The following is a 14,938-nucleotide window of genomic DNA, read 5'->3' as shown; positions in this document are numbered from 1 at the left end:
CAAGCGCAAAGGCGCAAAGTTTTTGGTGAAATTATTTTGTAAGGCGCAAGAAAATCAAAAATTTTCAAAATATTCTCAATCAATTTTATCAGAGATAAAATCCTTGCGCCTTAATAGTTTTAAGTTTTATAAATTTCCTTGCGACTTAGCGTTTAATCTATATAATTTTTCTCTCGCAGATTTAGCAAATTAAGCAGATTTCTCATTTATTAATCTGCGAAATCAGCTCAATTTGCAAGAGAGTTATTACCATTGCTTTCTTCTCGCATAAATAAATGTAATAACTACAATTAATAGCATTACGCCTAAAGTGTAAAAATATCCGTGTTTTGTATGAAGTTCAGGCATATTGTCGAAGTTCATTCCATATAAACCGGCAATAAACGTAATCGGTAAAAAGTAAACCGAATAAATCGCCAAAACTTTCATGACCTGATTCGCTTTCTGATCCGATAACGCCAAAAACATCGAAATAAGGTTGGTGATCTGAATATTCAAATGATCAAAATCGGCAACAACATCTTTATGTTTATCTTTTAAATCGACAAATTCAGAATCGGCAAGATTGAGCAATTTAAATTTATCAATAGCGTCTGTAGAAATCGTTAAAACTCTCGAGTTCAAACCTGATTTTCTTTTCAGTTTGTAGAGCCTGCGAATCTGATTGGTGTGATTGGTGTTTTTAAGAAAAATTTCGTTTTCAATATTGTCCATGGTTTCAAATAAACTCAAAGATTCATCATCAAAGCTTTTCATAATGACCAAAGCTATTTTCAAAGCAACTTTTTCGGGAGAACAAACTTCCTGATGTAATGAAAGTTCTTTTTTTGTTTCCGAAATACTTTTAGCCTTCATTCTGTGCACTGTGATAATTGTATTGTCCAAAAGAAAAATTCCGATTTTGGTACTGATATCGCTTATCGTGTTAAGGTTTTTTCTTTCCAGCTCGGTACTTTCGCGCAAGAGGAAAAATTTCACATTTCCGTCTTCCTCATATTTAGGTAAGTGATTGGGATCTAGAGTATCTTCAAGAAGGAGGTTGTTGATTTCATATCGCTCATGAAGATATTTCATGTCTTCTTCAGTAGGGGCTTCCACGTCTATCCATTCGCAACCGGAATCTCTGTAAATTGTATCTATTGGCATAAAGTAAATTTACTGTTAAATTTGAAATAGTATGTATTAAATAAATTTTATCTTTACCAAAATTAGAAAAATCAATATGATTAAAAGTACAATAAAAGGAATTGGTTTTCATGTTCCCGACAACGTTGTTACCAATGATGATTTAGCGAAATTAATGACCACCAATGACGAATGGATTACTGAACGAACAGGTATCAAGGAAAGAAGGTACCGCATCAACCGAAACGACTCTCAGGAAACTACTGCTTATCTTGGTTTCAAAGCTTCTGAAAAAGCAATTCAACACGCTGGTTTAACAGCAAAAGATATCGATTATATTATTTTTGCGACGCTTTCTCCGGATTATTATTTTCCTGGATGTGGCGTTTTATTACAGGACATGTTGGGTTGCGACACCATCGGAGCTTTGGATGTAAGAAACCAATGTTCGGGTTTTGTTTACGCGATGAGTGTTGCGAATGCTTTTATTAAATCAGGAACTTATAAAAATATCTTGGTTGTAGGCGCCGAAATTCATTCTTTCGGACTTGATTTTTCTGATGAAGGGAGAGGGGTTTCCGTTATTTTCGGAGATGGAGCAGGAGCGATTGTACTTTCTGCAACGGAACATGAAAATGCAGGAGACATTTTAGCGATGAACATGCATTCTGAAGGGAAATTTGCAGACGAATTATGCACTCAGTTCCCTGGCTCTAAATTCGGATGGAGTGACAGAATGAGGCTGGAGCCGGAAAATGTGACTAACAAAGAAGTTTACCCGATTATGAACGGAAATTTTGTTTTCAAACATGCGGTGACAAGATTCCCTGAAACAATGCAGGAAGCTTTGAATAAAGCAGGAAAAACAATTGATGATCTGGATATGTTTATTCCGCATCAGGCGAATTTGAGAATTGCTCAGTTTATTCAACAAAAGTTTGGTTTACCGGATGAAAAAATTCATAACAATATTCAGAAGTATGGAAATACAACAGCTGCTTCGATTCCGATTGCTTTATATGAAGCAATAGAATTAGGAAAAATCAAAAGAGGGGATCTGGTTCTTCTTTCTGCTTTCGGAAGCGGTTTTACATGGGGCAGTGTTTTGTTTGAATATTAATTGATTCTTTTCTTTTGTCTTGAAACAAAAGAAGCTAAAATTCAAGACTGGAATTCCGGCTAAAATAAAATTTGCTCGCTAAAAATTCTTAACTCATGCGAGTAGAGATACATTTATTTTCAAGATTTGACTTGCACTCTAACATAAGAATTTTTTTAACGTTCATAAAGTTTATCTTATTAACGCTTCCATTTCTTAATCAATAAAATGAAAATTCCGCTGAAAATACTTTCAGCGGAATTTTTTGTATTTTAAAACTAAAGATTAAAGGCTCTTCAATAGTTTTTCAGTATCTGCAGTATCTTCACCTGCTGCTTTACCAAGCTCAATTGATTTTTGTGCCCAGATTTTAGCATTTTTCTTGTCTCCTATTTTATTGTAAAGATTTGCCAAAGTATCTGTATTGGCATAGCTTTCTTTTTTATTTACAGATTCCTGTGCCCATTTTACAGCAGTTTCTAAAGAAGATTTTGTAGTGACATTTTCAAAGAAGTTCCAAGCTAAAGAATTAAGCTGGTCTGCATTTAAAGCAGAAGTATCCTGATTAAGCTCCAATGTCATTTTCTCGTATGTCGCAATATCTTTGTCTTTTAAAGCTCGGTTTGCTTTCGCTCTTTTCAAGATTTTTTCAGATTCATCTTTTGTAAGGAATTTTTGGCTTTCAGAAAGAAAGTAAGCGTCATCCCATTTTTTGGTATCGGTATTGTAAGCTTTTGCCATCACTGCATTGATTTTTACGTTTTTATCAATGGCAGCGTATTGCTGTTCAGGAACCAATTTGATAATGTCGGCTTTTCTTTCTGTGAAAATTTTGTAGGGAGCGCCTTCCGTACTTTTCATTGCCTGAAAAAGAAGTCCTAAATTATCTTGATTAAATTCAGGCTTTGCAGCAAAATAGCGTTCAATCACTTTATTAGAAAAATCTACATCATTATAAATGGTAAGATTGGCAAGATTTAATAAAAATTCAGGGTCTTTTTCGCCTTTTTCGAATTTTTGTTTCAAAGCAGTCAATCTTTTATTCGGATCTCCTGCATCCATTGCAAACTGGATGAAATCTTTTTCTTCTACGTAACCAATTGTTCTGTGAACTTCTTCACCGTCACCGTTAATGAAAAGATAAGTAGGAAATACCTTAACATTGTATTTTTTTGCCAGCTCAATTCCTTCCCCTTTTTCCATATCGATTTTTGCATTTACAAAATGCTCATTGTAATAATCACCAACAGGTTTTAACGGAAAAATATTTTTTACCATTAATTTACATGGTCCACACCAAACGGCATAAGCATCGATAAAAACAAGTTTGTTTTCTTTCTTTGCTTTTGCTAAAATAGTTTTGAAGTTACTGCCTTCTTCAAATTTAATTCCCTGTGCAAATGCAAGTGCTGCAACGAACAGGAATGATAATATCGCTGTTTTTTTCATGAATTTTTTTTGTTGGATACAAATGTAATAATTAAGTTAAATAATTATTCTCTTTTTAATGAAAATAAGTATAAAGCATTGGAAATTAACCAAAAATAAACCCGTAACGTTATGCTACGGATTATTTGATTATCTTGAACCTCCTACTTTAGTGTTTGGTTTTGTTTCTTTGCTGCTGTAGTCTGTTGGTGAAGCTGCAGTGTCTTTTAAACTTTTCGGGGTGTCGGTTTCAGGAGTTGTTGCTTCAGAATTGGCTGCGGCAGAATCTCCCTGATGATTCCTTAGTGAATCTTTATTGTGCTCTGCTTTGAATTCTTCTCTGTTTTCTTTCTTGTCGGCACAGCTTCCTAAAGTTATTAAAGCTAAAACAACTCCTATTCCTAATTTTTTCATAGTAAAATGTATTTGTTGGTTAATCAAATATAAAAAATCTGCCGAAATTTTTCAGCAGATTTTGTGTTATTCAAAGAAAATTGCCTATTTCATGGGCGTTGTCGCTGTATCAACAGGTATTTTCATCGTATCCGGACTTTGCATAGGTGTTGAAACTGCCGTTGTATCAACTGGTGTAGTTGTAACGTTCATTGAATCTTTATCTGATGACATTGATGGTTCTTTTGAACCACAACTGGTCGCGATTAAGCCTAATATAAAGACTGTTAACATTAATTTTTTCATAATATTTTATTTTTTGGTGTGATTTAACAAACCCAATTATCATTCCAAAAAACGCCATATTTTTATTAAAAATGGATAAAATTTGTTAAATTACTCTTCCTATAATTGATGTATCGTAGTTTTACGACATGAAATCGTAGAATTACTACAAATTTTTAAATTTTGAGCTTAAAACGTAAAATGTATTTCCGCAGGTTCTATCTTTGGACTATAAAAATCAAACAAAAATACTAACGAATTAAAATTTACAAATCATGGCAGCAAATTCAAGAGGAATTTTAAAATTCAACGGCGGCGAAGGACAGAAATTATTAAAGCTGAACTATAGCGTTTCAAGATCTACGGATGTTTCCGGAAGAGTAGCATCCGATCCATCGAATGCGATTATCAAATTAACAGTTGAGGCAACAGAAAAATCTGACATCCTTGAATCATTATTAAACGGAAAATACAAGCCAACTACGGGTGAAGTGACGTTCAACAAATCTCATGAAGAAGGAACATTGATTACTTTAACCTGGGAGAACGGTTATGTGATCCAGCACGAGGTGGAATTTGACGCAGTAGACGAAAACTCAATGCTGATCAGCTTTGTAGTGAGTGCAGAGAAAATCAACTATGGAGGCGGAGCTTACGAAGGACTTTGGCCATCAAGCTAAAATTATTAAGCTTTTAAATATTTTTATACAAAGTAAAGGTTGTCTTTTTTAGGCAATCTTTTTTATTTTAAATTATGAACTCAATCAATAAGACTAATCTCCCCTTGTTAATTTTCCTTAATTTTTTCCTAAAGGGTTCTTAAATTTTATTCGCGCATTTGTGAGATTTTTGTTTAAAAAATTATTAAACCTGTTATTAATAAAGGGATTTAAGGTGTTTTGTTTCCTAATCGTAGTTTTACTACATCAAATCGTAGTATTACTACAAAATATGAGATTTCCCAGATTTGTTCGTCTAAAAGAAATCAATGGCTCTATCTTTGAATCATACAAATCACAAAGTATTAATTTAATTAAAATTTATCATTATGGCAGCAAACTCAAGAGGAATCTTAAAATTCAACGGAAGCGAAGGGCAAAAATTATTAAAGCTAAACTATAGCGTTTCAAGATCTACGGATGTTTCGGGACGTGTCGCTTCAGACCCTTCCAATGCAATCATCAAATTAACTATCGAAGCAACAGAGAAATCTGACATTTTGGAAAGCTTGCTTAATGGTAAGTACAAACCAACTACAGGTGAAGTTACTTTTAACAAATCTCATGAAGAAGGAACTTTAATTACTTTGAACTGGGAGAATGGTTATGTGATCCAGCACGAAGTAGACTTCGACGCAGTAGATGAAAATTCTATGTTAATCAGCTTTGTAGTAAGCGCAGAAAAAATCAATTATGGAAATTCTGCTTATGAAGGTATTTGGCCGGGAGTATAATTTCCTGCTATGATAATGCATAATGTGTATGGGTATAATTATTCATACACATTTGTATTCTACAGCAATTTCTTTCTTAAAGTTAATTTTTCACTACTCAAAGCTTTATTCATGAATCAGAATGACGTTCAAGAATTTCTCGATTTTGGTGCGTTTAAATATGCTTGGTACAGAAATGGAAGATATTCTGTAAATGTGAAGTCATACCTCACTTTAGGCAACGGAAAGGCCAACGAAACGGAAACTGAAGAAATCTGGGAAATCGTTCCCGGAGAATACAGACACCTCGAGATTTTTATTTCAGATAAAAAGTATATTCGTTTTGATTCTCAGATGAAACCTTTTTATGAAATTATCGATCAGGTGAATTCTGCAACAAGTCATCTTTCTGTCTTTTTAGAAGAAGATAAAACCATTGAAAAAGTAGAAAATGAAAACGAAATTACCGAAAAATGGGAGGAGATAAAACGCAAAGAACTGCGTTTTTTGCAGCTGGTGAAAGATTCTTATAACGAAATTATCAGCATTTATGATAAAGAATTCGAAAGAATTGAAGATAATATTAAAGCAAATCTTCTTTATCAGATTATATTTTATCCGTTTCCGGAAGCCGGAGTTAATTTTAAAAATGAAGATGAATTTAAAGAAAGAGAATTTCTTTCAACACTTTTTCCGGGTGAGAAAATTGTTTACAGTTCAGATTATCAGTTTCTGAATGATAAAGATCATTACCGGATGAATGTAAAAGGAAAAGTAAAAAGCCACACCGGAGATTTTGAAGAAATTTATGCTTCGAAATATCAGAAAGCTTTAGATATTCCTTTGGATTATGATTTGATGATGGAAGGAGAATATCATTACAATCATGATTCGGTTTTATCAGAAGTTATTTTTCATGTGAAAGAGAAGCTTAATGATAAAATGTTGTATGTCTGCAGATATCATATTCAATTAATACAATAAATATGAGCCAACTGTATATCGCACAAGAAACTCCGCTGATGTGCACAAGCGGAAGAAGGCTGATCGGAATTGGGGTCAGCTCACAATCCACTGTTTATCTGAAAGGCGGTTCAAAATTGGTAGCTACCGAAGAAGACCGTTTCAAAGATAATTTTATCTGTCCGCAAATGATGGTGGCCGGAGCTGTTGCCGGAATTGGTATCGCTGCAGCTTTTGGAGGAGGTTTGTTCGTTCTTGCGGCGGCAGCATGGGCCGGAAGCGCATTGATTGATGATTGTCTCAATATTTGTTCGTTTCTTACTAAAGGAAGCGACTGGAGTAATACCCATCCGAAAGTAAGAGTAGAAGGCAAAAAACCGCTCCTTCAGAATTCTACGTTAAATTGTTTTTTAGGGGGAACGGTAAAGTTTCATCTTCCGACGGCTGAACAGATAGAAGAGCTGAGTAATGCTGCAGCAATGGCTCAGGATTCTTATAATGAGAACCCGGTTTCGAAAGATAATGAAGAATCCGTAGCTGTACAAATCGGTGACTACACAAGAATCAATACAGATAACCAGGAGGAGCTAGATGCAATTTTTGGTGAAGGGAATCTTAAAACAGAGGATTTTGATACCAATGAAACCGACGGATTCTTTGCATCTCTTTATTATAATGAAAAAACAAATAAATATTTTGTTGCTTTCCGGGGTTCTGAGCCAAAAGGAGCACAGTTTTATCACGACTGGTTTATAGAAGATGGCGGACAGGCATTTGGTTTTCAGACTCCCCAAATTCAAAAAACAATGGATTTAGCCGACAAAATGGATACAGCTACCAACGGAAATGTTGCCTTCACAGGACATTCTCTGGGCGGAGGAAACAGTGCAATGGCTTCCTACTACACAGGATTGCCGGCTTATACTTTCAACACGAGAGGCGTTCATGATAATACGCTTAATTATTTAGATGAACATGGTGCTGTAGGATCAACTTCAAATATTACAAATTACAGTACTAGTAACGATATTCTTAATGCTCTTCAGAACAACAGAGAAGGTCTGTTATCCACACTTGCAATTTCAAGAATTCCCGGACTGAATAATTTAGCACTTTTCGGGGGCTTGACAGGCGCAGTTCCTCGTGCATTAGGAGAGCAAAACGAAATTTTCGGATACATTCCGGATAATGAAGGAATGAATCTGAAAACCTTCGGAAGCGGTCACAGTGCATATGCAGATGCCGTTGAAGCGATGATTGCGACAATTAATATGAATGTAATTGCAACAAACTCATAATTCATGAAAAAAATAATTTTTTTAATCTTTTTTACCATGACCTTATTTTCCTGTCAAGACACCAGATCGAGAAAAACTCAAAATAAAGAGCAATATCCTCCACAAAAATTATTTGAAGGTGCACAACTTGATGCTGCTCAGAAAATTTTTAATGAAGATAATTCTGGTTTAGGAAAGGAATTAAAAGATAATCCGAGTGTGGTAAACCAACTGAGTGATGTGAAAAACTACGGATATACTCTGCTGATGTACGCATCTATTCTTGAGAATCTCGAAGCAATGAAAATTCTTTTAGATAATGAGGCTGACCCGAATATTGTTATTCCTCATCGTTTTATGACTCCGTTATCACATGCCGTGGGAACAAATAATTATGAAATGGCAAAATTATTATTTAACTATAAGGCAAATCCTAATCCAGCAGTAGGTAATAGCCCGCTTCGAGCCGCAATGTTTTTGGGAAATGAACAAACAGAGAAAAAAATGATTGATTTTTTGCTGGATAATGGTGCGGATATTAATCATATTTCTTACTTGGGTGATAATATAATGGAAGCCGCTGCAAGAAGTAATATCGAAACTGCACAATATTTGATGGAAAAAGGAGGTAGCCCGAAAATAAAAGGTACTGAATTTTCTCCGATGGCTCTTTATCTGGATTCTCAGGATAAGAAAGGAACCAGAGTGAAAAATTCTAAAAATGCATCTTATTTTGATAAGATTTCATTATTCAAAAAACAGCTTACAGAAAAATACAATATTGTTTTTCCTGTAAAAAGAGACGAAAAAACAGAAGCAGAACTTAACGTAAAATTATATGAAAATCTGAGCGAAAAAGATAAAAAAACAGCCAATTTTAATAACAATTATGGTGAAAACCGCTATAAAAAAGATAAGGAGATGGCAGCTCAGTAATGTTATGAAAATTAATTAAAGATAATCGTAGTTTTACTACAAAAATTAATTTTAGGATGATTTAATTTTTACGAAAACATCATTATTATTAAATTTAAGATATATAAGATGAGAATGTTAAAGGATTTCGTTTTTTTAAATCGGATTCTGTTGAACTAAAAAATGTCAGAAAAAAACCTCATTCACAAGTATAAAGAAAATTATTATGTTTCAGGATAATACTACAACACCGAAAATGCCGCAAGACGTAATGTCGAATGCTGCGCAGAACCTAAAAGAAGAAGCAACTTCAAACGTTGTAAGCAAATCGACTGAGAAAATTAAGGAAGCTGGGTCTAAGATTACAAAGCCCATGAATTCGGTAAAAGATTCTTCAGGAATGTTTATGAATCAGGTTGCTCAAACAAACAATCCGTCTTTAGTGGAAGATAAAGTCTGGTCAAATCAGCCTACCTCAAAAATTCATAATGCATTAGCGATTGCGACCAGCCAGATTTTAGGCATCAACAGAGTTGTAAAGCTTGATGTGATAGTAGAGGGAAAAGAAATTAAACATTTTAAACATTTTAAACTTCATCAAAGTGCCACAAAACATCATGAATTCAGCATTACCCTTGCTCATGATACTCTTGGCGCACCTGAAAATCATAATCTTGAAGAAGCTCAAAACTTTTTAGGAAAAAGACTTACGGTTATTTTCAAATACAAAGATGTGATCGACGGCCCTGAAAGAAATTTCGTGGGAGTGATTACAGAAGTTGGATTCAGTCAGGAAAAAGGGAGCTTGGGAAATATTGTTTTAAGTGGTTTTAGTCCGACGATATTATTAGATGCAGCACCACATATTCAGAGTTTTGGTGGAGCACAGCCAATCAGCTTAAACAGTATTGCCGATCATGTGATAAAAGAAGGATTAGGCGGAAATAAATTCGATTTCAGAGTTGATGCTCAATACGGGAATGTTTCATATAGTTCTCAATACGAAGAAACACACTACAATTATTTAGCAAGAATTGCCGAAGCTTACGGTGAGCAGTTTTTCTACGACGGTGAAGTTCTCCATTTCGGAAAACTTCCGCCAGCTGAACAACCTGTGAAACTTACTTATGGAAGCAATGTAAGCGATATCAAAGTAAAAATGAAGGCACAGCATGTGAATCCGTCATTCTATGGCTATAACAGCAGCAAAAACGAAAAGCTCACAACAGGAAGTTCAAAAATTACCCATGCTTCAGATATTGCAAAACGGGCTTACGAAATTTCAGAAAAAACATTTACCACGCCATCTTTAAGAGTAGCTCCGATAAAAGCAGCCTCTTTTATGGACATTGACGCTTCACAAAAAGGAACAGCGGGAAGCAAAGCTTCTCAGGTTTTTATTACTTCGGGAGAAACGACGGTTCCGTTTCTGTATCCGGGATGTACGGCAGATGTAGAAATGAGAAAGGCAGATACCAATCAGACCTCTTATTTTACAAAATTGATGATGGTAGAAGTAATCCATGAAGTAGATGCAAGAGGCTATTATACTGGAAATTTCGAAGCAATTGCAGCAGACAGCGGCTATATTCCACGTCCCGAATTTGAAAGCCCGAAAGCTGAAGCTCAGTTTGCAAAAGTGACTGAAAATGCCGACCCTTTAAACCAAGGAAGAGTAAAAGTTCAGTTTGACTGGCAAAGCGGGCAGGATACTTCGGAATTTATCCGTGTAATGACTCCTGATGCAGGAAGCAGTGATAAAGTGAATAAGAACCGTGGATTTATGGCAATCCCGGAAATTGGAGATCAGGTAATTGTCAATTTCGTTCATCAGCATCCCGACAGACCATTTGTGATGGGCGGAATGTTTCATGGTGGAGTCGGCGGCGGAGGCGGAGCTGGAAATAACATAAAAAGCTTATCCAGCAAAAGCGGTAATATCATCTGTCTGAATGACGGAGCTGGAATTGAAATTAAAGACAGGAACGGAAATCATGTTACTCTAAGCGGAACGGGAGATGTTACAACTTTTGTGAGTAATGATAATAAAGAGGATATTGGGAATAATCATACAACAAATGTTGGAACCAAAACTATCATTAATGTAGGTAAAGATCAGAGTATATTGACGATGGATAACGCCGGAAATATTTCTCTGGAAGGAAAAACACAGATCGAACTGAAAGTCGGCGAAAATAAAATTACCATAAAGCAAGACTCGATTACGATTTCTGTAGGTAGCGGAATGCTGGATATGAATTCTCAAGATAATGCATTGCTTGTTACCCAGAATAATCTTAGTCTGCACAGTAAATCAAATACATCGATTAATGCAACAGGTAACACTTATGTTACAGGAACACAAGTGGATATAAATTAAATATGAAAGCTGTAAAATATAAAGTTGAAAAGGGAGAAAATTTAAAATCTATTTCAGAAAAATTTAAAGTAGATGTAGAAAATTTAAAATCATTTCATAACTCGCGTTCGGGTATGTCTAATCTGATCGTGTCTGATGAGTTGCCACTTCATTTAGACAGTATTTTTATCAATCAGAATATTTTTGAAAAAGAAATTATTGAAAACAAGAATTTTGAAAAAACGATGCTAAAAAATTTGGCAAGATACCGCTGTGAGCAACTAAATATAAGTAGAATAAACAATGAAATAATAACATTATCGGCAAACACCTATTCAGAGTTTCTTGTCTCATATTTAGATCATACGAGAATTTTGGGTTTTGACATGACGGACTTTACGTTTTCTGTAGATCCGGTTGTATATGAAAAGGGGGTTTTATTTGCTCAAAAATTAGAAAAATTAAAGCTACCTATTACTTTTAATGTTACAGAAGAAGGTTTATCCGGAGAAATTCTGAACTTCGACGAAATTGGTAAACGGTGGATTAAGTTCCGTGATTTTGACTTAAAAAACGAGGAGATATATCAACAATTATTATCTCAAGCACCTAAACAGGCTGAAGATATTATTGCCACAGGAGATAAAGAATTTTTAGAGAAAAATAATTTTTCGAAAATGCTTGATAAAAATTTGTTTTTTCATGTTTTCCTAAGAGCATATGCCGGCGAAAGCTTACAGAATTATGAAATCACTCAATTTTCTCAACTCTTCCCAAACATAAATCTTAAAACTGATGTAGTGAAAAGTAAAGTGAGTGAAGATTCAGAATTTGTTACTTATAGATTGGTAGGAACTCTTGATAAAAAAAATCTCTCAGAAGAACAGCTGAAAAATATGTATGATACAATTTATAAATCAACCATAAAATATAACTATACGGAGTTTGATTTTATATATCGAATTACTTACACGATTGAAAAGAAAACAAATCTGCTGCAACAAGGAAAAGCCTCTATTGCAGAGAAAATTAAAAATAATTTTGAAGTAATTACAGAATATAATATAAAGAAAGTTGAAGTTTAAAAAATTCTGATGGAAAAAAAGTTTGAATTTAGACAATTTAGCATTTTAGCCTGGGCGGTGACATTGTTAATGTTTTTTGCGGCACTAATCGTCTTTATCAGCACAGATTATATTTACAGCATGGTAAACAGTACGACCCAGCAAACCTACCTTGTAATTTTTGGCTTATCGATGTCGTTGTTTATTATTGTAGGAATCAATTTGTATTTTTCTAAAATAATTTCAATAGCCGTAAAACAAGATTCAATTGTAATTGATGATACCAAAACTAAAACAAATACAATATTACAAAAGAAAAATATTGAAAATTATAATTTTAATATCACCCGAAAAGGAATACTTGATATTTTGAGAATCAAATTAGATAATAGGAATATGTGTTTTTGGTTAGCTGGTATTAGCTTTAATCAGGAAAATAAAAAAGATATCAAAAATAAAGGAAATCTTCGGCAAGAACTCAAAACCCACTTACCAAATAAGAATATAAAAACCTCTTCAGATCACATTATAGTGTTTTTTGCTAATAAATTTCCATTTATTATGCTTTTTGTAGCATTGGTGATTTTCATTTTGGGATTGATTTATATAATTAATTTATGATTAACGATTATTTATGAAGGAATTTTGAATAAAACATAAACTAATTTCTTTACAATAAATTACTGAAAAATATGATTAAAGATACAATTACAATATCTGTATTCAATACAAAATATAGTTTATGGGCTGCAATAATTACAATATTTTTTTTGTTGCCTGCAACTATATTATTTATTAAATTTTTAGATATAAAATATACTACCAATCAAACTCAATTAATCATTTTATGTCTTTGTTTGATATTTGGTTTTTTGATTATCGTAATGAAAAGTACCATGCAAAAAATAGATATTTTAAAAGAAGATAATAATCTGTTGGTAAAGTATGATAGCGGAGAGAAATTATTATTATCACAGAATTTGAATTATAATATCTACAATTACAATTCTAGAAAAGCTTTTATGATAAGAATTTCAGATGGCGAAACAACAAAATTTTTTTTGTCTCCGGATATAAATTTAAAACCAGAAGTTGAAATTCTTTTTAATGGCTATATCAAAAAGAAAAATACGAAAGATTTTAATGCATTAGCATTTCCAATAATTATGTGTTTTGCTTACTTTATAATCAGTGTAGTATTTGTACTATTTATTCCTAAATTTTAAAATTATGGCAGTTTCATATATTCCAGAAAATAAAGTGTTTGCTGTATGTACTTTTCAATTAAGCTCTAAATCTCAGAAATTTTCTCATAGCAGAAGTGCTTTTAATGTATATTATGAGAATAAAAAGCAGCCAGTGCTTACTGTGGATGATAAAAATATTATGGTGGAATTTAAGTGTAAATCTCCTGCAAATATGATAGGTTCTCTATTGGCATTTGGTGCAGGTTTACTCTTATTTGCTACTGGACCTATTGGATGGGTAATTGCTGCTGCTGTTGCAGTTGTTGTTGTAGGTGTAGCTATTGCAATTATTACGCATAAATGTACGGATCCACTGAACGGTGGGAATTGGTTTTTAGCACATAATTCTGTTAAAATCAACAAAGCTTCTGCCATTACTAGATCCTCTATCTTAAAATGTGGTAATCAGGGGATTCTTACACCTTTTTTTGATGAAGCTTCAGCAAATGCTGCTGCAAGCTCTATTGCGAATAAAAACAGATGGGAATTAGGAATCAACATTGTAGCTTCTTTTGGAGCTGGATATTTTCTTCCAAGTTCTTTCGCAAAATGGGGTACAGCATCAGTAGCCGGAAAAATTTGGATGGCGGGTGGAAGATTTATTGCCGGATTTGCAGTTTTTAGTGGAATTAATTATGCATTTAGAGGAGGTATTAGATGGGGACACGAAAACATGGGTGATGTAAGCGATAATATTACGTATGATCGAATGAATAACCACAAAGAAAATGTCATTAATCAGGAAACAGGAAAAGTTGAAGAAAAAGATATTGACCAAAATAGCTTATTTGGCGCTCCTTCAAAACCAGATGATTTTGTACAGGATTCGGAAGATATTATTGAAATTAAAAAAGAAAGTGGGCCATGGTATAAGATTACTTCTTATAAAAGAGGTACTGTTGCAGGTAAAATTACCAATATTGTAGAGTCAAGAAGAGTGCATGTTGATAACGTTAATTTTCAGCGACAGTTGGAAAGCTTAGATGGCCTTAACCGACAACAGTTACGAACTAATCCTTTAGCAAGACAATTATTAAACGATCTCAATAGCGGAAGATATCCGGAATGGCGAAATGCTGCTACACATTACAACAGTGGAAGGATGAATCCCAGTATGATTGATGATGGGAGAACTGTTGCTGCTGAAAATGCAAGAAACAGTTTAAACAGTTTAAAGTCTAATTCAGTACAGGGCGCATTATTTCTAATACCCTTTATAGGAACCATTTTTTCGGAAGAGGCTCGGGTAGATTTGGCACAAGGAATGGCAGCGGATTTAGCAGCTGAGCCTAACGGAAGTAAACTTGTTGCCACTACTCCTGTTGATTAATTTAGTATATATGATCCGTTG

At 33.9% G+C, this 14,938-nt stretch carries 15 protein-coding genes; 11 read left to right on the top strand and 4 right to left on the bottom strand.

The window, feature by feature from the left end:
- Window positions 1-246: 246 nt before the first annotated feature.
- On the bottom strand, window positions 247-1,146 hold the full coding sequence (locus ACR1PN_RS12860) for a magnesium transporter CorA family protein (protein WP_433980359.1): 900 nt from the start codon (window positions 1,144-1,146) through the stop codon (window positions 247-249).
- A 76-nt stretch (window positions 1,147-1,222) separates the two neighbouring features.
- Here ACR1PN_RS12860 and ACR1PN_RS12855 point away from each other — a divergent pair, with 76 nt between their 5' ends.
- On the top strand, window positions 1,223-2,245 hold the full coding sequence (locus ACR1PN_RS12855) for a 3-oxoacyl-ACP synthase III family protein (RefSeq protein WP_433980358.1): 1,023 nt from the start codon (window positions 1,223-1,225) through the stop codon (window positions 2,243-2,245).
- Window positions 2,246-2,509: 264 nt separating this feature from the next.
- Here ACR1PN_RS12855 and ACR1PN_RS12850 read toward each other — a convergent pair whose 3' ends face one another.
- From ACR1PN_RS12850 to ACR1PN_RS12840, 3 genes are all read right to left on the bottom strand, one after another.
- Entirely contained in the window at window positions 2,510-3,673 is a 1,164-nt protein-coding gene (locus ACR1PN_RS12850) for a thioredoxin family protein (RefSeq protein ID WP_433980357.1), read from the bottom strand.
- A 129-nt stretch (window positions 3,674-3,802) separates the two neighbouring features.
- The gene (locus tag ACR1PN_RS12845; protein ID WP_378183524.1) at window positions 3,803-4,066 is read right to left on the bottom strand and encodes a hypothetical protein; all 264 of its coding nucleotides are present in this window, start codon (window positions 4,064-4,066) and stop codon (window positions 3,803-3,805) included.
- Between the two features lie 84 nt (window positions 4,067-4,150).
- Window positions 4,151-4,351 carry a cytochrome C551 gene (locus ACR1PN_RS12840; protein WP_433980356.1) on the bottom strand — a complete coding sequence of 67 codons (201 nt, stop codon included), beginning with the start codon at window positions 4,349-4,351 and terminating at the stop codon, window positions 4,151-4,153.
- Between the two features lie 254 nt (window positions 4,352-4,605).
- On the opposite strand from ACR1PN_RS12840, the gene tssD (ACR1PN_RS12835) reads away from it, so the two are divergent.
- The 10 genes from tssD (ACR1PN_RS12835) (at window position 4,606) to ACR1PN_RS12790 (ending at window position 14,917) form a co-directional block, all read left to right on the top strand.
- Entirely contained in the window at window positions 4,606-5,010 is a 405-nt protein-coding gene (tssD, locus tag ACR1PN_RS12835; RefSeq protein ID WP_378183518.1) for a type VI secretion system tube protein TssD, read from the top strand.
- A 368-nt stretch (window positions 5,011-5,378) separates the two neighbouring features.
- A complete protein-coding gene (gene tssD, locus ACR1PN_RS12830; RefSeq protein WP_378183514.1) occupies window positions 5,379-5,783 on the top strand; it encodes a type VI secretion system tube protein TssD in 405 nt (134 codons plus the stop codon).
- A 111-nt stretch (window positions 5,784-5,894) separates the two neighbouring features.
- Window positions 5,895-6,746: a hypothetical protein gene (locus tag ACR1PN_RS12825; protein ID WP_433980355.1), complete on the top strand. Its 852-nt coding sequence runs from the start codon at window positions 5,895-5,897 to the stop codon at window positions 6,744-6,746.
- 2 nt (window positions 6,747-6,748) lie between these two features.
- Window positions 6,749-8,023 (top strand): PAAR-like protein, encoded by a 1,275-nt coding sequence (locus ACR1PN_RS12820; RefSeq protein ID WP_433980354.1) that lies wholly within the window; start codon window positions 6,749-6,751, stop codon window positions 8,021-8,023.
- A 3-nt stretch (window positions 8,024-8,026) separates the two neighbouring features.
- Window positions 8,027-8,938 carry an ankyrin repeat domain-containing protein gene (locus ACR1PN_RS12815; RefSeq protein ID WP_433980353.1) on the top strand — a complete coding sequence of 304 codons (912 nt, stop codon included), beginning with the start codon at window positions 8,027-8,029 and terminating at the stop codon, window positions 8,936-8,938.
- A 205-nt stretch (window positions 8,939-9,143) separates the two neighbouring features.
- The gene (locus ACR1PN_RS12810; RefSeq protein ID WP_433980352.1) at window positions 9,144-11,297 is read left to right on the top strand and encodes a type VI secretion system Vgr family protein; all 2,154 of its coding nucleotides are present in this window, start codon (window positions 9,144-9,146) and stop codon (window positions 11,295-11,297) included.
- A 2-nt stretch (window positions 11,298-11,299) separates the two neighbouring features.
- Entirely contained in the window at window positions 11,300-12,361 is a 1,062-nt protein-coding gene (locus ACR1PN_RS12805) for a LysM peptidoglycan-binding domain-containing protein (protein ID WP_433980351.1), read from the top strand.
- 9 nt (window positions 12,362-12,370) lie between these two features.
- Window positions 12,371-12,961, top strand: coding sequence for a hypothetical protein (locus ACR1PN_RS12800; RefSeq protein WP_433980350.1), 591 nt, complete (start codon window positions 12,371-12,373; stop codon window positions 12,959-12,961).
- A gap of 71 nt (window positions 12,962-13,032) precedes the next feature.
- Entirely contained in the window at window positions 13,033-13,566 is a 534-nt protein-coding gene (locus ACR1PN_RS12795; RefSeq protein ID WP_433980349.1) for a hypothetical protein, read from the top strand.
- Window positions 13,567-13,570: 4 nt separating this feature from the next.
- Window positions 13,571-14,917, top strand: coding sequence for a hypothetical protein (locus tag ACR1PN_RS12790; RefSeq protein ID WP_433980348.1), 1,347 nt, complete (start codon window positions 13,571-13,573; stop codon window positions 14,915-14,917).
- Window positions 14,918-14,938: the final 21 nt, after the last annotated feature.

It is taken from the genome of Chryseobacterium sp. RLHN22, from assembly GCF_051011795.1.
Lineage (GTDB): Bacteria > Bacteroidota > Bacteroidia > Flavobacteriales > Weeksellaceae > Chryseobacterium > Chryseobacterium zhengzhouense.
The sequence above is the reverse complement of the archived record's forward strand: the minus strand, read 5'-3'. Positions and strand labels throughout refer to the sequence as shown.